The organism is Pseudarthrobacter sulfonivorans (assembly GCF_001484605.1).
GTDB classification, from domain to species: domain Bacteria; phylum Actinomycetota; class Actinomycetes; order Actinomycetales; family Micrococcaceae; genus Arthrobacter; species Arthrobacter sulfonivorans_A.
The window spans coordinates 3,283,761-3,301,898 of sequence record NZ_CP013747.1 but is presented as its reverse complement, the minus strand read 5'-3'; the positions used below and the strand labels follow the sequence as shown (position 1 = coordinate 3,301,898).

At 66.9% G+C, this 18,138-nt stretch carries 15 protein-coding genes; 4 read left to right on the top strand and 11 right to left on the bottom strand.

All coding sequences use genetic code 11. The features are described 5' to 3' along the window. Nucleotides 1-5 precede the first annotated feature (5 nt). Nucleotides 6-1,208 (top strand): AMP-binding protein, encoded by a 1,203-nt coding sequence (locus AU252_RS14920; protein WP_058931395.1) that lies wholly within the window; start codon nt 6-8, stop codon nt 1,206-1,208. A 79-nt stretch (nt 1,209-1,287) separates the two neighbouring features. Beyond that, on the top strand, nt 1,288-2,169 hold the full coding sequence (locus AU252_RS14915; RefSeq protein WP_058931394.1) for a 1,4-dihydroxy-2-naphthoate polyprenyltransferase: 882 nt from the start codon (nt 1,288-1,290) through the stop codon (nt 2,167-2,169). A 32-nt stretch (nt 2,170-2,201) separates the two neighbouring features. Here AU252_RS14915 and AU252_RS14910 read toward each other — a convergent pair whose 3' ends face one another. Beyond that, nucleotides 2,202-2,558, bottom strand: a complete 357-nt coding sequence (locus AU252_RS14910) for a DUF4229 domain-containing protein (protein WP_058931393.1) — start codon at nt 2,556-2,558, stop codon at nt 2,202-2,204. Between the two features lie 60 nt (nt 2,559-2,618). Here AU252_RS14910 and AU252_RS14905 point away from each other — a divergent pair, with 60 nt between their 5' ends. Together AU252_RS14905 and AU252_RS14900 are read left to right on the top strand one after the other, a co-directional pair. Continuing rightward, nucleotides 2,619-3,080 carry a PLD nuclease N-terminal domain-containing protein gene (locus tag AU252_RS14905; RefSeq protein ID WP_058931392.1) on the top strand — a complete coding sequence of 154 codons (462 nt, stop codon included), beginning with the start codon at nt 2,619-2,621 and terminating at the stop codon, nt 3,078-3,080. Between the two features lie 7 nt (nt 3,081-3,087). Next, nucleotides 3,088-3,714, top strand: a complete 627-nt coding sequence (locus tag AU252_RS14900; RefSeq protein ID WP_240484194.1) for a DUF6264 family protein — start codon at nt 3,088-3,090, stop codon at nt 3,712-3,714. A 9-nt stretch (nt 3,715-3,723) separates the two neighbouring features. Here AU252_RS14900 and AU252_RS14895 read toward each other — a convergent pair whose 3' ends face one another. From AU252_RS14895 to AU252_RS14850, 10 genes are all read right to left on the bottom strand, one after another. Further along, a complete protein-coding gene (locus AU252_RS14895; RefSeq protein ID WP_058931391.1) occupies nt 3,724-5,217 on the bottom strand; it encodes a dynamin family protein in 1,494 nt (497 codons plus the stop codon). Continuing rightward, a complete protein-coding gene (locus tag AU252_RS14890; protein ID WP_099093401.1) occupies nt 5,214-7,205 on the bottom strand; it encodes a dynamin family protein in 1,992 nt (663 codons plus the stop codon). Before AU252_RS14890 ends, AU252_RS14895 begins: the two co-directional genes overlap by 4 nt. 159 nt (nt 7,206-7,364) lie before the next feature. After that, nucleotides 7,365-8,510, bottom strand: coding sequence for an IniB N-terminal domain-containing protein (locus AU252_RS14885; RefSeq protein WP_058931389.1), 1,146 nt, complete (start codon nt 8,508-8,510; stop codon nt 7,365-7,367). Nucleotides 8,511-8,674: 164 nt separating this feature from the next. Beyond that, a complete protein-coding gene (locus AU252_RS14880) occupies nt 8,675-10,729 on the bottom strand; it encodes a LuxR C-terminal-related transcriptional regulator (protein WP_058931388.1) in 2,055 nt (684 codons plus the stop codon). Nucleotides 10,730-10,732: 3 nt separating this feature from the next. After that, entirely contained in the window at nt 10,733-12,844 is a 2,112-nt protein-coding gene (locus AU252_RS14875) for an Hsp70 family protein (RefSeq protein ID WP_058932977.1), read from the bottom strand. 156 nt (nt 12,845-13,000) lie between these two features. After that, complete coding sequence (gene ccsB / locus AU252_RS14870) at nt 13,001-14,125, bottom strand: c-type cytochrome biogenesis protein CcsB (RefSeq protein ID WP_058931387.1); 1,125 nt, start codon at nt 14,123-14,125, stop codon at nt 13,001-13,003. Next, complete coding sequence (gene resB, locus AU252_RS14865; protein WP_058931386.1) at nt 14,125-15,882, bottom strand: cytochrome c biogenesis protein ResB; 1,758 nt, start codon at nt 15,880-15,882, stop codon at nt 14,125-14,127. The genes ccsB and resB overlap by 1 nt, the downstream gene beginning before the upstream one ends. Further along, nucleotides 15,882-16,637, bottom strand: a complete 756-nt coding sequence (locus AU252_RS14860) for a cytochrome c biogenesis CcdA family protein (RefSeq protein ID WP_058931385.1) — start codon at nt 16,635-16,637, stop codon at nt 15,882-15,884. Before AU252_RS14860 ends, resB begins: the two co-directional genes overlap by 1 nt. A 15-nt stretch (nt 16,638-16,652) precedes the next feature. Then, nucleotides 16,653-17,288, bottom strand: coding sequence for a TlpA family protein disulfide reductase (locus tag AU252_RS14855; protein ID WP_058931384.1), 636 nt, complete (start codon nt 17,286-17,288; stop codon nt 16,653-16,655). 1 nt (nt 17,289) lies between these two features. Next, nucleotides 17,290-17,970, bottom strand: coding sequence for a histidine phosphatase family protein (locus AU252_RS14850; protein WP_058932976.1), 681 nt, complete (start codon nt 17,968-17,970; stop codon nt 17,290-17,292). Nucleotides 17,971-18,138 lie beyond the last annotated feature (168 nt).

Here is an 18,138-nt window from a genome sequence, read left to right as displayed (position 1 = left end):
GGCACATGAATCTCGGAACCCAGACCATCGGTCCCACGGACATCGACCCGGTGCTCAAAGCCCTGGCCGCCGCCCTCCACGGCGAGGGACCCGCCGTCGAACTTTCCGCGGGCCCCAACGGCGAACTGGTGGTGGGACACACCGAGACGCCCGGCTGCGATGACGCCGTGGCGGTGGTCCGCACGTCCGGCTCCACGGGCGCGCCGAAGGCCACCATCCTGACCGTCGAGGCGCTGGCGGCCTCATCCATGGCCACCGCCCTGGCGCTCAAGGGCGAGGGCCAGTGGCTCCTGGCCCTTCCCGTGCAGTACGTGGCAGGCGTGCAGGTCCTGGTGCGGTCACTATTCGCCGGCACGCGCCCGTGGGTGATGGACATGTCCGGCGGTTTCACCCCCGAGGCGTTCACGGCCGCCGCCCTGGAGCTGACCGACAAGTTCCGCTTCACCTCGCTGGTCCCCACACAGCTCCAACGCCTCCTGGAGGCGCCGTCGCCGGAGACCCTGGCCGTCCTGCGGCGGTTCAACGGCATCCTGCTGGGCGGCGCACCGGCGTCGGCCGGGCTGCTGGACGCCGCCCGCGAGGCCGGCGTCAGGGTGGTCACCACGTACGGGTCCGCGGAAACCTGCGGCGGCTGCGTGTACGACGGCGTGCCGCTGGAAGGTGTCCAGGTCCGGGTGGCCGACGACGGCCGTATCCTGCTGGGCGGCGACACCGTGGCCGCCGGGTATGTGGATGCGCCCGAAGCGACGGACACGTTTTTCGAGGAGGACGGCGTCCGCTGGTACCGCACCAATGACCTCGGCACGCTGGACGCGGACGGCCGGCTCACCGTGCTGGGCCGCGCCGACGACGTCATCATCACCGGCGGCGTCAAGGTCTCCGCCGCGCATGTGCAGGAAGTGCTGGAAAAGTCCGACGGCGTCGCGGCGGCTTTTGTGGCCGGCGTCCCGTCAACGGAATGGGGCCAGGCCGTGGCCGCTTTTATTGCGCTCGACGCCGCTGCCTCTGGCGCCACCGCGGACTCAGGTGCGGCCGGCACGCCCGCCGGGGATCACGCCGTCGTACTCAAGGAGGAATGGCACCGGCGGCTGGGCCTCCTGGCGCCGAAAACCGTGCTGGCTGCCCCGGAACTGCTGATGCTTCCGAACGGCAAGCCGGACCGCCTGGCGATGATCGACCGGCTCAACGCGCTGCATCAGGGAAAGTAGAGTAGAACTGCACCGGCGGCCCGTTCGCGGCCGCCACCACCGTTTCGCCGTTCTCCCGACCCAACACGAGGTACTGACCGTGGCCACAGCCGCACAATGGATCCAAGGCGCCCGCCTCCGCACTTTGCCGGCCGCCATCGCCCCGGTACTGATCGGCACCGCCGCGGCCTACGAGCTGGATTCGTTCCGCCCCGTTAATGCCGTGCTGGCCGCCCTGGTGGCGCTGCTGCTGCAGATCGGCGTGAACTACGCCAACGATTATTCCGACGGCGTCCGCGGCACCGACGAGGACCGCGTGGGACCGCTGCGGCTGGTGGGTTCCGGCGCCGCCCAGCCGGAACACGTCAAATATGCAGCGTTCGGGGCCTTTGCCGTGGCCATGCTGTTCGGCCTGGCGCTGGTGTTGATCACCCAGAGCTGGTGGCTGATCCTGGTGGGGGTCGGCTGCGTCATGGCCGCCTGGGGCTACACCGGCGGCAAGAACCCGTACGGCTACATGGGCCTGGGCGACGTTTTTGTGTTTGTCTTCTTCGGCCTGGTGGCAACGCTCGGCACCACCTACACGCAGGCCGGCCAGGTCAACCTGCCGGCCGTTATCGGCGCGATCGGCACCGGTCTCATTGCCTGCGCCCTGCTGATGGCCAACAACGTCCGCGACATCCCCACCGACATCCAGGCCGGCAAAAAGACCCTGGCCGTGCGCCTGGGCGACAAACACGCCCGCGAAAGCTACGTGCTGATGCTGGCCGTGGCCATCCTGCTGGTGGTCATCCTGGCTCCCGGGCGGCCGTGGATGCTGATCGTGCTGCTGCTGATCCCGGCCTGCCTGATGCCCGCCTGGCTGATGATCAACGGCCGCAAGCGCAAAAGCCTCATTCCCGTGCTGCAGCAGACCGGCCTGATCAACCTCGGCTACAGCCTGCTGTTCTCACTGGGACTGGTGCTCAGCCACGGATTCTAGGCCGAATCGGGGCGGGGTCCAGGACTCGGGCTCTAGGACTCGGGCGTCTTCGGGGCCGGTGTTCCGGTTTCGGGGGCCTTCGTTTCGGGTGCCTTCGGGCCGCTGTTCCGGATGGTGACATCCGGGTTGGCGTCCAGGAGGCTGTCCTCGGCTTCGGCGTCGGCCACCTCGCTTTCACTGCGCAGCGGCTTGGCCTTGCCGGAGAGCCGTCCGTGAATGGCAGCAGCGGCGGCGTCGCGCTGTTTCTGGAAGAAAAGGTAGCTGACCGCAAACGCGATCAGCGCTGCGCAGATGACTGACAGCACCGCCCCCAGCTTCAGGAACATAAAGAGCACAAAGAGCGGCGCAAACAGCGCCAGCCGGATCAGGGAGTATTTCAGAAAAGCCACGGTACAAGTTTAGCTGCCCTGCCTGAACGCCCCCGGCCTGCGGACGATAGACTTAATGGCATGCTCTTCCGTGTGGTTCTCGCCGTCGCCGTTCTCGTCATCTTTGTGTATGGCCTGGTGGACGTGATCCGCACTGACGGCCGCCTCACCCGCGGGATCTCCAAGCCGGCCTGGATCGTTGTGATGATTGTCCTGCCGGTGCTCGGCGCCATCCTGTGGCTACTGATCGGCCGTCCGCGTGACTCAGCCCCGGTCCGCCAACCACGCAGCCACCCCACGGCGCCGGATGATGATCCCGATTTCCTCCGCAACCTGGAGAGGCGCCGCCGGAACCAGGCCGAAGCCGCCCGCCTCAAGAAGCTCCAGGATGACCTCGAGGCGAAGGCCAAGGCCGACGGCGGTCCCGCTGGCACCGGACAGGACAACGACGGTACGCGGGGCAAGGGTGGGATCGGCCACGAGGAAGCCGGCGATGCCAGCACGGGAGACGCGGACACCCACGATACCGGCGACGTAAAGTAGCAGAAACATGGCCCAGCACCCCGACGGAGAATCCCAACAGCCAGTTGCACCCGCCGGGGCTGCCACGCCCCCTCTGCCGCCGCCACGGCCCGGGCTGTCCTACTCCGCGCCGGCGCCCATCGTTGTCATTCCGCCGGCACCGCGGAGCGTCCGCCTGGCGCGGACCTTTTGGCTGCTCAGCTTCGTTGCCGGCCTCGCCGTACTCATCGGTTCCTTCCTCACCCTCGACTCACACCTGGAGCGGCTCCGCACTGTGGTGGACCAGATGTCCCCCGGCGGCGGACCTGACGCTGTGACCACGTCCGCGGCCATTGTTTTCTGGGGTAGCCTGGGCGCCCTGCTGCTGGTGATCCTGCTCGAAGCGGCGGCGCTGGCTATTTTCTCAGCGCGCCGCGGCTGGTCCCGCTGGCTGATGATCCCGCTGCTGGCCGGGCAGGTAATGGTCATGGTGGTGGCCGCGGCTTTCCTCGTCCCCGAGGGCGACGCCGGCAGTTACGTTGTGATGCTCTGGGGAGCCCAGCTACTCCTTGCGTTCCTCGGCCTGGTGGCGGTTTTTGTGCCGTCGGCGGGCGGGTGGCTCAAGGCAGCGCGGATCCAGTCGGCGCAGGTCAGGCCGGCGCGAACGCGGCAATAAGGGCTGACCTCAGGCGGACTGCGGGTGGAGCTGCAGGGCCGAGCATTCAGCCACAACGCCCTCACAGCTGCGCATCACCACGCGGCAGGCCTCCACGGCTGAGCGCTCCGTCAGCGGGTTTTCCGATACCGTCCGCCACCGGTTTAGGAAGCGGCGGGCTTCGGCCAGGACTACGTCCGGTCCGGCATCCGGAGCCAGCCCCATCCTCAGGGCGGGCGCCGCACCCCAGCCGCCGACCAGCATTTCAGCCTCCGCCGCCAGTTCATCACTGAGGGATACCCCCGTGGTACGGATCGTGGCGAGCAGGCGGAGCTCACGGAACTCATGGGCGTTGGCCTGAAGGCGTTCCAAGGCTGCGGCCAGGCGGCCGGTCCCCTCCCTGGGCGCGCTGCGCAGCAAGCTTTCCACTCCCACCAAGGCAGTACGGGCTTTGAGGGCATCCCCGCGGGCCTGGAACTGCCGGGCCACAAGGTGCAGCAACGGGTCCAGCCCGCTGCGCCGGGCCAGTTCATGCGCCAGTGGCGTGGGTTCCGTGAAGCCACTCCGAATCAGCACTACGCCCAGCCGTATCCCAAACAGCCCGAACCGCTCAAGAAGGGAAGCCCGGGCTTCGGCGCCCAGGCTTTGCGGGACACTGGCCCTGATGAACCTGTCCGCCGAGAGCAGCATCCGCTCCCGGGCCGATCGGTCCATGCCGGCCAGGACCTGCATGGACTCGAAGTCCGACTGGCGCATGCTGCGTGCGCTTTGCGCGAGCAGCCCGGCCACCGGGACCACCCCCAACGCCAGCTTCCGCAGGCTGTGGTCCCGGCGGTACCGGTCAGCGATGTCACCCGCGGAGAGCAGCGAATCAATGCGGCCCGCACCGATCTCGTCGGCACGGGACAGCACGGCAAGGGCGTTCACGGTTCCCGACCTACCCGCCTCGGTATCCCTGAAGGATTCGAGGAACCGCAGGTCCGAGGCGTGCATGTGGCGCATGAGGTAGATGATGGCATCAGCCTCGGAGGGCGCGTCCACGGGGATGAGGAAATCGGTGGACCGGGCAGAGACGTCTTCGGACAACGAGGCAATTCCCGGGGTGTCTATCAGGGTGAGCTCGCGCAGGGCCGGCGAGGGCCACTCCACCACCAGCCGTTCCATGTCCTCGGCGCGGGCGTTGCCCAGGACAAACACCAGGCGGCCGTCCACGCGCTTCAGCGGCAGGATATGCGGTTCACCGGCAATGGGGTAGGCCGTGATCCGCGGCGTGTGCCCGTAGCGGTACCAGGTCACAATCTTTGTGCATTCCCCGGTGTCGGTCGGGGCGATCTCCTCCCCGATGATGGCGTTCAGCAGCGTGGATTTTCCCGCCTTGACCATGCCTGCCACAGCGAGCCTGAGGGGCTCGGACAGCCGCCGGGCATAAGTCTCCAATGCCGCAGCCGCAGCGGGGTCGTCCGCATACACGAGCAGGGCGTCCTGGATCAGGTCCGCCACTCCCGCGCTGATGGACTCCTTCATCTGCCCGCCGCAACCACCGGCGCCGTGCCCACCTGCTGGCTGCCCGTCGTCGGACTTCCCGACGTCGGACTTCCCGACGCCGGGCTTCCCGACGCCGGGTTTCCCATCGCCGGGTTTCCCATCGCCGTGCCGCGCCCGGCCGGAGACTGCGCGGCCTGCGGCCCCGGGGATTGGGCCACTTCGGCGGCCACCAGGCCGGCGGCATGGTGCAGGGCGTCCACCTTCTTGAGCTCGGCCTTGATCTCGCGGATGCGGATGTCCTTTTCCAGCGTGTACGTGGTGGCTGCCTTCTGGGCCGCCGCCACCGAATCCGCCAGGGAGCGATGGTGTTCGTCCGCGATTTCCGTGAAGTGGTCCCGGGTTGAACGCTGCACCAGCCGGAGCCGGTCCTTGAGCTGCTTGCCCACCTGGAAGGTGACATCGTCCAGCTGCCGGCGGACCAGCGCCTTGGCTTCGGCCTGCCGGCGCTTCAGCCGTGCTTCCTTGTCCTCGCGGTACGCCTTGCGGCCCAGCAGCAGGCCCGCGCCCACTGACAGGGGATTGATCAGGGCCATGCCGAAAATCCCGGTCAGGAGCCCGAACATCAGCACGCCGCCGTAGGATCCGCGCATGCCGATCAGGACCTTCTGCAGGGGGTTGATGTGCCCGTCGTCGAGCCTTGGCATGTTGTCCACCGGGTCCAACGCGTCGTCGGTGTCCGAGATGTGGAGCACCGGCAGGGCCACTTCGTCCTCTGAAAAATGCTCCGCCACTTGTGCGGCCAGCCACTGCGCGCGTTCGCTGGTCCACACAAACGTGTCCGAGATCGCGGCGGCGGCGCACTCCTCGAGCCACGCGGAAAACTGGGTCCAGGTGGGGCCGGGATCGCCCTGGTCAATAGCGGCCTCGGCTTCGCGCTGGATCCGCCGCAGGCGGTCCCGGAGGTCGTACTCCATGTCCGCGATCAGGTCGCCGATGCCGTCGTTGAGCGTAATCTGCCACCGGGCGGAACGTTTGCGCAGCTCATCGGCCTGTGACTTCGCCTCCTCCAGCCCTGCAATCATCCGCGGCGTCCCCTCAGGATCCTCAAGCGCTCCCAGCTCGGACCGCAGGGACAGGCGCAGGTTCTCAGTCACGGAGAGCAGGTCCTGGCTGACGGAGCGCCGTTGCAGCCGTTCCGCCTTGCCCGCAATTTCATTCCGGAGGTGGCCGATCAGCACGGGGAAACCCGACTCGGCGTTGAGTTCGCTGTCCTGCAGGCGTGCAGCCTCCAGCCGGAGATCCGAGGAAACCGCGAACAGCGGGATGTCCGGCGCCACCTGCGCGAGCTGGGCACGGTCCATGGCCTCCACACGCCGCCAGTCCGGATACAGGTCCGTTTTGGACAGGATGCCCGCAACGCTCGGCGTGATCCGCATGGCCTGGCGCAGGAACCGCATTTCGGGCTCGGTGTATTCCTGCGAGGCATCTGAAACCAGCAGCATGGCGTCCGCTGTGGGCAAGGCTGTGAGGGTGGTCAATGTGTGCGAGGAGCCCAGTCCCCCCACACCGGGCGAATCGATGACCGTCAGCCCGCCGCCCAGGACCTTGCGGGGCAGGAAAACTTCGGCCGCTACCAGCTTCTTGACGTTTCCGGGGTTGCCCCGCTCGGAAACGTAAGCCGCCAGGTCCACTATGTTGATGGGCTGCCGCTCCAGTGCGGCGTCGTCGCCGGGCTCTGTGCCGGCTTTGGGCAGCAGGATGGCGGCGGACGCGGGTTCCCCGTGGCGGACCACGGTGGGCACCGAGGTGGCGATGTCGTCGTCGACAGGGCACACCGGGGCGTTCACCAGGGCGTTGATAAGTTTGCTTTTTCCTTGCTTGAATTCCCCCACCACGATCACGCGGATACTCGGATCCTTCAGCCGGCGCAGGGTCTGGTCCAGGCGTTTCCGCAGGTCCGCGCGGTCCCCTGTCCCCACCAGCTCGATGCCCTGCTCCACCAGCAACGCCAGCTGGCCGGCGTTCATGGGCACCGGCGAACGTCCAGGGCCTCCCGGTCGTTGCGATTCAGCCATGATCTGTCCTTTACAGCAGGGGTGCGGGTGGGGCGGGGGATAATCCGCGAAGAGCCCGGCAGGAGGTCGATGGCCTCCTGCCGGGCGCTCCCGGTACCCGGAACTTGATGTTTATAGGCTGATCTCCGAATCTTCGACCACGACGTCGGTGTCCACAGCCACGTCAGTGTTCGTCGAGTTGTCCTCGGTGGAGTTGTCCTGGAAAGAATCCTCAACCACAACCTCCACCGGGTTGAAGGAATCAACCACCTCCACTTCGGTGGTCTCCGCCTGCGAGTTGTCGTTGAAGGAGTCCTCAACCGCAACCTCGGTGTTGGTGGTGTTATCCGAGTTGTCCTGGAAGGAATCCTCAATCGCAACATCGGTGGTGGAGTTGTCTTCGATGGAGTTGTCGTTGGTGGAGTTGTCTTCGATGGAGTTGTCCGAGTTGTCGTTGACTTCGACGGTGTTGTCCTCGGTGGAGTTATCGGAGTTGTCCTGGAAGGAATCCTCAATCTTCACCGAGTTGTCCACGGAGTTATCCGAGTTGTCAGAATTATCGGAGTTATCGGAGTTGTCCGAGTTGTCGTTGAACGAATCAGCGACATCAAGGTCAACGTCGGTGTTGAACGAATCGGCAACATCCAGATCGCGGTTGCCGATGTTGACGTCGCCGCCGGCGGTGATCGAGTTGTCCGTGGAATTGTCAGTGGTGTTGTCCGTGTTGTACGAGTCGGTGGTGTTGTAGGAGTCCCGGACGTTGTTGTCGTCGCCGGCAGCCAAGGCCTGATCGCCGGATGCGATGACAGCCTCGTTGTCGAACCACTGGTTCACGTCGCCGTCGGCCCAGATGTTCTGGTTGACCGACTGGTCCGTGATCGTGTCCCGGTCATCCACCGTTGAGGTGTAGGAGTAGTTGTTCACCACGTGGTGCAGCTGCTGGACGGCGTGGGCGTGATCGTCATGGTGATCGTGCCCCGGGGTGTGTCCTGCGCCGCCGCCTGCAGGAGGCGGGGTGTGGCCGGCGCCGCCGTTGCCTCCGGTCCACGAGGTGTTCCCGCCGGTGTTGTACTCCCGGTCGAAGGAAGAAGCGTTGACAGTGATGGGTGCGTAGTCCAGGACAACCGGCATAGCGGCGTCAACATCGGCGGAGCAGACTTCGCGCAGGCCGGCACCCTCGAGTGAACGCTCCGGATCGTTCAGGAACTCCTGTGCAGCGGCGGGGTTGTTGAACAGGCCCATCAGGAACTGAACGAGCTGGTTTGCGAGTGTAGGCATTGGATGGTCCTCAAATCTTCTCGGAGTTGTGGATCGCCAGGCCTCGGTGCCGGGCTTAAATCAAACCTAAGGTCCTTCGTAGGGGCCGGGCATCGGGTTGTGTCCCCGTACCCGGATGCCCCGCATTAGGGGTTTGCCTGTTTCGTGGCTAGGGGCAGCAGGGCTCAGTCCGGGCCCTGATGATCTGCACTTAGCGCCAGCCTCAGGCGCACCAGCAGATCGGAGCGGTTTTCGGCCCCAAGCCTCCGCCGCATCCTGGCAATGTGATGTTCAGCGGTCCGGGGGGAAATGTAGATGGCTTCGCCGATTTCCCGGTAGGTCTTCCCTTCCAGGACCAACCGCGCCACTTCCTTTTCGCGTTCGCTGAGCCCCGAGGCGTCAGGATGCGCGCCATGGTTGTTCTCGGCGGCGCTGCGGCGTACTTCCGGTAACAGCCCGTCGGGTGGCCCTGTAGTTCTGCCCTGCGGGTGGAGGTCCCTGGCGCAGGCAAGGAGCCGCATCATGTCCCGGCGCTCGTCTACCTGCGCGGCCGCATGTCCTGCCAGCCGGGCCCCTTCCCACGGCATGCCCACCATTTTCAGTCCCCGGGCAGCGTTCTCCACATCCGTCGCCTGGAACCGGCCGGCCAGGACGCTGACCCAGGCCTTGCCTGCGGCGGCGAGCACAGCGGCCATGTGACTGTAGTCCGCGGCCCGCACCAGCGCTGCCGCGTGCGGGGCAAGGTCGGCCGGGCTCTTGTTCAGCAGGGCAGCCTGGACCGCCGCCCAGTGAAGCGGAACGGCCCACAGGGGTGGCTCCCCCAGCTTGGTCAGCAGAGCCCACGCTTCATCCAGATAATCCGCGACGCGCCGTGTCTCCCGCAACCGGGCGGCAGCAATCATCAGTTCGCCCCACGGCAGAAGGCTGTAAAGGTCGACGGCGGAGTGCAGCATCGCTTCGCGGGCGCGCTCCCAGGCCATCACCAAGTCATGGACGTCGCCGCTACGCCGCGCAAGGCCCACTTCCAGGGCCGCGCACAGGAACTCGTCCCTGGGAACCAGCGGCCAGTGGTTGGCTTTGGAGGCTTCGTTGATGGCCAGCCGTGCTTCGCCAGCATCGTCCTGCTGCATGGCCGACCACGCCTGCAAGAGGTGGAGCCGTGGCTTGGCGGCGTCACCGCCCTGCCTCGCGGCGACGGCGGAGCGGATGATGGTGTCCGCGACGTGGGATTCACCGCTGTGGAGGGCCAGTAACGCGGCCAACGCTCCAGGGGTGTCCGGAAGGGGCAGCGCCGAACCAGACGCGTTGAGCATGTCCGAAGCATGGATCAGCAGGGGAAGGCCCTTGTGTGGATCCCGCTCCATCGACTCCATCACGCCCTTGCCCGTTTGCGAAAGCGCTACCGCCAGTAAGGTGGGCGACACCGGTGCCGACCCGGCGGGAAAGGCCTCTTCCGCGCCCGCCCGGTCGCCGCTGCCGATCATTGCCACCGCGGCAAGCGGGGCGGACCGGCCCATGTTCGCCGGACCAAGCCAGGCATAGAGGTCGGCACTGCGGACCAGCAGCCCTCGCTGTGCCCAGACGGAAGCAGCAACATCCACGCCAAGTCTGACATCCGGCGGATCAGAGCTCACCAGGAGCCCGTCAATAATCCGGCCGGCGGCGTCGAGGTCGCCCGTGGCGGCTGCGGCCTGGGCGCGGCGGGCAGCGATGCGCAGTTCGTTCGCCCCTGCCAGCAGCGCTTCGCTGTACAGCTGGGCGGCCAGACCGGGGTTGTGCTGCAGCGCTTTGTCCGCTGCGGCTTCGAGTTCGGCGGCGACCCTCGGGTCCGCCAGTCCGCCCCTCGCCAGCTCGCGGGCAAGGTCGCCGAAGGGCCGGCCCTCGGCCGAAACAAAACCGACGAGTTCCCGCTGCAATGCATGCACACGGGCTGTGGGCGTGCCGTTCAGGAGCGCGTGTTGCACGGGGCCGACGACGGTCCCATCGGCAAGCAGCAGGCCCGAGGCCTCGGCGCGGTTTACCACGCCGTCCAGGCCCGGACTGTCAGGGCTTTCCAGCTTGTGCGCCAGCTCACCGGGCAGCGGACCGGGCAAGGTGAACCCCACGGACAGCGCCAGCAGGAGTTCACGGACTGCCGCATTCTCGCCCCGCAACTGCTGTGCCATGTCAGCGGCTCCGGCGGGAGCCGACGTCCCTGCCTCGCGCAGTTCCCGTTCGGGCTGCGTATGATCGGCGGCCATGCCTCAGACCGCCGGTTCGGTGGTTGGGACAGGATCCGTGGTGGGGGACGGTTCCGCGAACGGGTCGGGCACCGGCGCAGGGTCCGTCGTCGGATCGGGCTCCGGCGCAGGTGCCGACGACGGCTCGGGAGCCGGGCCGGTGGTCGGATCGGGAGCCGGGCCGGTGGTCGGATCGGGAGCCGGGTCAGTGGTCGGATCCGGCGCAGGGTCGGTGGTCGGATCCGGAACCGGGTCAGTGGTCGGATTGGTGGTCGGATCCGGCGCAGGGTCGGTGGTCGGATCGGGCGCAGGGTCGGTGGTCGGATCCGGAACCGGGTCAGTGGTCGGATCAGGTACAGGATCGACGGGCAATAGGACCGGGCTCGGCGGCGGATCCGTCGTAGGGTTAGTCACCGGACCCGGGCTGGAGCCTCCGGAACCCTCTGCAGGCTCACCAGGAGTGCCCGGCCCGGCAGCGGCCCCACCGGCGGCTGGTTGGCCTGCTTCGGTAGGTGGCCGGCTGGTGGACGAGGCGGCAATGTCCAGTCCCGTGGAACTGGCCGGCGCGCTGCTGTCCTGCAGCTGGGCGCTGGCTTCAATCCCCTGCACGGGTAGCTGCGCCGCGACTGCTCCTGCTCCTGCCGCGCCTGCTCCTGCCGCGGGGCCACCGGAGCCAGGTCCGCCGGTTCCGTCAGGAGGAGCAGCGCTTGGGGTGTCCTTCGCCGCATCTGCCGGCGCGGCGAACATTGCCGAGAGGCTGCCGAGTCCGTCCGGGCTCTGGGCTGCAGTCGCCGTCAGCCCGGTAAGGAGCGCCGCTACCGCTGCTACCGCAGTCAGCCGCACGGTCGAACGGGGCCCGTGCGCGCCGCCCTTGCGCCCGGCAGCATGGGCGCCGGCGGCATGGGCACCGGCGGCGAGTGCTGCAGCACCGGCGTCGGCATGCCGGGACCAGCTGGCTCGTCGGCCGGCAGCTCCATGATGCCCGTCAGCCTGCGCGAGTACGACGGCGTCAGCCAGCTGTGCGGTCATGGCAGCGGGCTGCGCGGCCCCGTCCGGCTGAGCGCGAAGGGCGGCAACCGCCGCGCCGAGGCAGATGGATGACTTCGGATCCGCGTCCACGGCGATCGGCCGGTCCAGCTGCTCCGAAATCAGCTGTGCCACCAGGGGAATGCGCGATGAGCCGCCGATGAGAAGCACCGCGGACAGGTCGTCCGGGGTGAGCCCCAGGTCCTGCAGGGAACGCTCCAGGGCGTCCACTGTTTCCCGGATGGGCTCGCTGATCATCGCCTCGAAGTCGGACCGGACCAGCCGCACCTGCTGCTGGATTCCCGGCAGCAGCACCGAAATGCTCGCCTCGCTGTCCGCGGACAGCGCCTCCTTGGCTTCAACACACTCCCGCCGCAGGCGCGACAGGGCCGCCAGGGCGCCGGGCGCCGACGGGTCAAGATTGGCCAGGCCCTGCCCGGCGTGATCGGCAACGTACCGCAGGACGGCTGCGTCGAAGTCGGCGCCGCCCAGCCCCTCGATCCCTTCGGGCCGGCCCAGCAGTTCAAAGTGGCCGGCGTCCGTTTTCTTCAGGACGGCGGTGTCAAAGGTCCCGCCACCGAGGTCGTAGACGGCGATGGTACTGCCATCCTCCACCCGCACCTGGGCGGCGTAGTGCAGCGCCGCCGCTTCTGGTTCGCTGATCAGCGTGACCTTGGTCAGGTCTTTTGAGGCCAGGGCAGCGAGGATGAGCTGCGTTCGGTGCGCACCCCAGGAGGCAGGGTGGGAAAGGATAATGTCCGACGGCGGCGCTCCCTCGCGTTCTTCAGCCCGGTCTGCGACCCATCGCGCCATAGTGGCGAAGACGTCCTCAGCAGGGAGGGAAAGCGTGCCGACGGCAATGGGGACGTCGTCTCCGACCCGCCTTTTGAACTCCCGCACCACCCGCTCCGGGGAGTCAAGGCCGCGGCGCTCGGCCGCCTCCCCCACCAGGATGGGGCCTTCCTCGGGGTAGTAAACCACCGAAGGCACAGCCGTTCCGCGGAGCCCCAGCGGCAGGCTCTCCGGAACACGTGAAGCGTCGTGATTAATTCGAACTATGGCGGCGGCGGTGAAACTGGTCCCGACGTCAACGGCGAGAACATAGTTCATGGGCACCTCGGCAAACAACGCAGCTAGCTGTCTGCGAGCTTCATCACTGACAACTCCCACCAAGGTAGCATCACCGTCTGCGGGGCAACACCCTTATTCATACATCGATTGGCGTATCAGTCGACCGTTGCCAAGGACAGCCGGAGAAACCCCAGTTCAGAGGCCCGAATAGGAGTGCAGACCGTTAAAGAACTGGTTGACGATGGTGAAATTGAAGACCACGCAGAGGTAGCCGACGATCGACAGCCACGCGGCGCGGGTGCCGGTCCAGCCGCGCGTGGCGCGGGCGTGCAGGTAGCCCGCGTAGACCACCCAGATCACGAAGGTCCAGACTTCCTTGGTGTCCCAGCCCCAGAACCGGCCCCAGGCTTTTTCAGCCCAGATGGCACCGAACATGAGGGTGAAGGTCCAGCCGATGAAGGCGATGGCGTTGATGCGGTAGGACAGGTTTTCCAGGCTCAGTGCCGAGGGAACCAGGCGCATAAAACCAAGCTTGTCAGCACCACCGGCTGCCACCGTCTTTTGCCGGTGGGACTGCACCAGTTGCAGGGCGGACATGGCGAACGTGAGGGTGAAGAGTGCGGAGGAGAGCACCGCGATGGAGACGTGGATGATCAGCCAGTAGCTCTGCAGCGCAGGGACCAGGTGGCCCACGGGGGTCCAGTAAGCAACCGAGGCGGCCACCAGCATGATGATGGCCAGGCCCACCACAAACGTGCCCAGGAACCGCAGGTCGCGGCGGATCAGCACCAGCAGGAAAACCGCCACGGCCACAAAGGCACCGGTGGTCAGGAACTCGTACATGTTGCCCCACGGCACCCGGCCTGCACCCACGGCACGCGTGATGACGCCGGCGGCATGGATCAGCACGCCGAGAACGGTGAGGGCAACGGCGACCCGCGCCGGAACGCGGCGTTCCGCCGCATAGCGCATATCGGCGTCGGCCGTCTGCCCTGCCCCGGAAGCGTCGCCGCCCCGCTTGGCCACGGACGACGACGGCCGCTCGGCCCGGCCCACGGGTCCGGCCAGGTGCGAGTCCACCCTGTCCGTTACAACGCTGTCGGCTGCCGCGGCAGAACCGGCGGACGCACCGGCGCCGGCCATCGCGGGCACCTTGGTCCCGGCAGCCTCGGCCGCCTTCAGGTCAATGGCCCGCAGTGCCCTGCTGCTCTTCGCGAGGTCCCAGGCGAAGGCGATGAAGGCCACGGTGTACGTGCCGGCGGCGAGCAGCATAAACAGCTCGCTGTACTGGCCCATGGTTTCGTTGATGGCGAACGGCATTACTGGTCCTTTTTCGGCCCGGTGGGGCCCGCTGGGGTGGTGACAGAGTCTGCGCCATTATCGCCCTGGCGGCTGGGAGTTTGCTGGGTGACGCTGGAGTCGGAACCGTCAGCAGATTCGCCGGAATCGGAATCCGCAAGCTGCCACTCTTCGGACAGCAGCTTCCTGACGGCAACCGCTTCCGCGGCGAGCCGGTGGTCCTCACCGCGGGCAAGCAGGCCATATTCCACCATGGTGCGGCCGTCCTCGTGGGTCCCGGTCCGCACCCAGACGCGGCGCCGGTTCACGTAGAGCGAGACGATCAGGCCGCCCACGGCCAGCAGCGCGAAAATGAGGGCGTAGAGCTGGCCCGGGTTGTGGTGGATGTCCACGCCCACGTACCGCTTCACGCTGTCAAAGCTGATGCTGCCCTTGCCGTCCGGCAGGGTGTACGTGCTGCCCGGAGCCAGGGTAATGCCGCCGGCGTCCAGGTTGCGGGCGTTCAGCGGCGTGAGGTCCCTGACGTCGAGTTCAAAGACGTTCTGCGGCGAGCCGGCGTCCAGGCCTAGGTCCCCGAAGTACGAGTTCAGGGTCAGCTGCGGGTTGAAGAGGTCCGGATCGCCGCTGAAGGACACCCCCTCCTCGGTGATAAACGCCGTGGGCAGGAAGAACCCCACGAAGCCCAGCTGTTCGGGCCGTGCGTCGGGGACCTTGATCACCAGGGACGAGTAGTAGTTGTCGCCCTGGAGCTTGGCCACCACGGGACCCTGCATGGCCACGTTGCCGGCGCCGTCACGGATGGTCACCACGGGCGCGTAGCCGTTGCCGGTGAGGTAGATGCTGGTGCCGCCCAGGGTCACGGGGTCGTTGACCTTCAGTACTTCCTGCTTGGCGGGCGAGTCCGGGGTTTCCCGCGTGGTGACTTCGGCGTTGAAGTCGATGGGCTGGCCGATTTTTCCTGGTGATTCGCGGTCAAACAAGACGTCGAATTTGTCCAGCTGGATGGAATACGGCTGCAGCTGGCTGGACTGGAAGTTGGTGCCGGGGGTGAACTGGTCGTAGCCCACCAGGGTGTTCACGAAGGTGTCGCCCTCCACCAGGATGCGCTGGCCGCTGTAGCCGAACAGGCCGCCCACGGCCACCGAAACCAGCACGCCGATCAGCGACGTGTGGAACACCAGGTTCCCTACCTCCTTGGCAAAGCCGCGCTCGGCACCCAAAGACGGCCGCGCGCCGTCGTCGTCCCTCACGTCAACGCGGTAGCCGCGCTTCTTCAGCACCCCGGCGGCGCTGCGGATGGCGTCCGACGCCGGGAGGCCGGCGTCGGCGGGAACCACCAGGGTGCCGTACTCGGGGAGGCGGGAGAGACGTTTGGGGGTCCGCGGCGGCTGGGAGCGCATGGCCCTGTAGTGGGCGATGGCGCGCGGGACCACACAGCCGATCAGCGAGATGAACAGCAGGATGTAGATGGCCGAGAACCAGGCCGACGAGTAGACGTCGTAGAGCTGCAGGGTATCCAGCAGCTTCCCGTAGTCCGGGTTGTCCTTGATGTACTGCGTCACGATGGACGGGTTGGCCGGGCGCTGCGGGAACAGCGAACCGGGCACCGCGGCGACGGCCAGGAGCAGCAGCAGGAACAGCGCCGTGCGCATGCTGGTCAGCTGGGTCCAGGCCCAACGCAGCATTTCCACCGGCCCCAGGACTGGCAGCGCCGCCTCGGTTTTGGCGGCGGCAACGGGTGCCGGGGACTTTTTGTTTGCTTTCACGCGCTCGCTCATCAGATCGGCAACTTCACATCGGTTTGGAACCAGTACTGCAACTCGGTGACCCAGGTGCCCCAGACACCGCTGGCCATCAGCAGGCCCAGCACCACCAGGATCCCGCCGCCGATCCGCTGGATGGCCAGGCGGTGCGTGCGGAAGAAGGACATCACGCCCATGCCGCGTCGCACCGCCAGGGCGATCAGCAGGAACGGGATGCCCAGGCCCAGGCTGTAAACAAATGCCAGGAGGGCACCCTTGGCTGCGGAGGAACCGCCGGACAGGCTCAGGAGCTGGACGGCGGAGTAGGTGGGCCCGATGCACGGGGCCCAGCCCAGGCCGAACGTGAGGCCCAGCAACGGCGCGCCCCACAGGCCGGCCGGGGGCTTGGCATGGATCTTCGCATCACGCTGCAGCCAGCCGAAGCCGCCCATAAACACCACGCCCATGAGGATGACCAGGAGCCCCAGCAGCTGGGTGATCCAGGCATTCTGCGAGCCGGTGATCAGGGTGCCGAGCTGGCCGAACGCGCCGCCCAGAAGCACGAAAATCACCGAGAACCCCAGCACAAAAAGCCCGATGCCCGCCAGCATCCGGCCGCGCTTCTGCTTCTCCAGGTCCACGCCGCTCAGGCCGGTGACGTAGCCCAGGTAGCCGGGCACCAGGGGCAGCACGCACGGCGACAGGAAGGACACCAGGCCGGCGAGCAGCGCCACCGGGATGGCAAGCAGGAGCGAGCCGTTCAGGATGGTTTCGGCGAAGGGGCTGTTCACGGTCCGGGGCCGCCGCTACTCTGCCACGGCGGCGGTGATGAGGGCTTTGAGGGTGCCCTTCTGGATTTCGCCCAGCACGCGCGAGGCCACGCGGCCCTGCTTGTCCAGGACCAGCGTCGTGGGGACTGCCCCCGGCGGGACCAGCCCGGAGACGGCCAGGAGCACGCCGCCGTTCTTGTCGTCGAAGCTGGGGTAGGTCAGGTTGAACGTCTTGTCGAAGGCCTCTGCGGTGCCTTTTTCATCGCGGAGGTTGACGCCAAAGAACTGCACGCCCTGGCCCTTGAAATCCTGGTGCAGTTCTTCCAGGATGGGTGCTTCAACGCGGCAGGGTGCGCAGGCGGCGAACCAGAAGTTCAGGACGGTCACCTTGCCCTGGAAGTCCGCTGGGGCTATCTGGGCGCCGTTGAACAGCGTGCCGTTAATGGCGACGGCGGCCTTGCGGTCCGCCGCGGTGAACTCGGTCACCGAGCCGTCCCCGGCCACGTAGTTCTTGTTGTCGCCGGCTTTGGCCTGCTTGGCGAGGGCGTCTTCCTGCGCACAGGCGGACAGGCCCAGGGTCAGGGCGGTCAGGGCGGCGCCGCCGGCCGCGAGTACGGCACGGCGGGACGCTGTGCCTGAAATTGCGCGGGATGTTGCGCGAGGGTCAGTCATGTCAGGCTCCGGGGGTGCTGGCGGCACCGGGAAGAAGTACGGCAGCGGGCTCACTGTACTCAACGCGCAGGAGCGAGCCGTCGTCGTCGAACACCAGGGAGGTGATGGACGTCAGCGTGCACTCGCGTTTGCGCGGGTCATGCCACAGCGGCCTGCCTTCGGCGCTGAGGCGGGTGGCCCAGATGGGGAGCTGGTGGCTGACCATAATGGCTTCCGGGCCATCGGTTCCGTAGTCGCCGGCGGCCAGTTCGATGGCCCGGAGCCGGGCGTCCTCAACAGCTGACATGACGCGCGCGGCCTGGGCCTTGTACGGTTCGCCCCAGGACGGCCGGAACGGGTTGACCAGGTGGGGCCAGTGCTTGGGCTTCCGGAGTTCGGCCTTGGTGACCTGCATCCCCTGGAAGTAGTTTTCCGCTTCAATGATGCGGCTGTCCGTGTGGAGTTCCAGACCAAGCGCCTCTGCCGTGGGGGCCGCTGTTTCCTGCGCCCTGACCAGCGGCGACGCCGCGAGGTAGACGATCCTTGCCCCGCGCGCGGCACGCTCGGCGAAGTGGTCGGCGAGCATCTGCGCCATTTCCCGGCCCAGCTCGGAGAGGTGGAATTCGGGCAGCCTGCCGTACAAAACGCGGTCAGGATTGTGGACCTCGCCGTGGCGGAGCAGATGGACAGTGGATTGGGGCATGTTTACCAGTTTCTCAAAGATGGCGTGCGATCCGAAATCTTCTACATCCAGTAGAACTGAAATTTTTGGAAAAATGTTCCGGAACCGGGAACAAAACATGCAAACGCATGTTTATACTGGATGCAGCGGATAGTTGAGGATTCAACAGATGAAGCGTCAAGCTATCCG

Bases quoted from the DNA above. Each gene is read 5' to 3' on its own strand.
- AU252_RS14880 (WP_058931388.1), bottom strand. From the start codon at position 10,729: ATGGCCGCCGATCATACGCAGCCCGAACGGGAACTGCGCGAGGCAGGG.
- AU252_RS14875 (WP_058932977.1), bottom strand. From the start codon at position 12,844: ATGAACTATGTTCTCGCCGTTGACGTCGGGACCAGTTTCACCGCCGCC.
- AU252_RS14850 (WP_058932976.1), bottom strand. From the start codon at position 17,970: ATGCCCCAATCCACTGTCCATCTGCTCCGCCACGGCGAGGTCCACAAT.
- AU252_RS14905 (WP_058931392.1), top strand. From the start codon at position 2,619: ATGCTCTTCCGTGTGGTTCTCGCCGTCGCCGTTCTCGTCATCTTTGTG.
- AU252_RS14855 (WP_058931384.1), bottom strand. From the start codon at position 17,288: ATGACTGACCCTCGCGCAACATCCCGCGCAATTTCAGGCACAGCGTCC.
- ccsB (WP_058931387.1), bottom strand. From the start codon at position 14,125: ATGCCGTTCGCCATCAACGAAACCATGGGCCAGTACAGCGAGCTGTTT.
- AU252_RS14890 (WP_099093401.1), bottom strand. From the start codon at position 7,205: ATGAACGCCGGCCAGCTGGCGTTGCTGGTGGAGCAGGGCATCGAGCTG.
- AU252_RS14920 (WP_058931395.1), top strand. From the start codon at position 6: ATGAATCTCGGAACCCAGACCATCGGTCCCACGGACATCGACCCGGTG.
- AU252_RS14885 (WP_058931389.1), bottom strand. From the start codon at position 8,510: ATGCCTACACTCGCAAACCAGCTCGTTCAGTTCCTGATGGGCCTGTTC.
- resB (WP_058931386.1), bottom strand. From the start codon at position 15,882: ATGAGCGAGCGCGTGAAAGCAAACAAAAAGTCCCCGGCACCCGTTGCC.
- AU252_RS14895 (WP_058931391.1), bottom strand. From the start codon at position 5,217: ATGAAGGAGTCCATCAGCGCGGGAGTGGCGGACCTGATCCAGGACGCC.
- AU252_RS14900 (WP_240484194.1), top strand. From the start codon at position 3,088: ATGGCCCAGCACCCCGACGGAGAATCCCAACAGCCAGTTGCACCCGCC.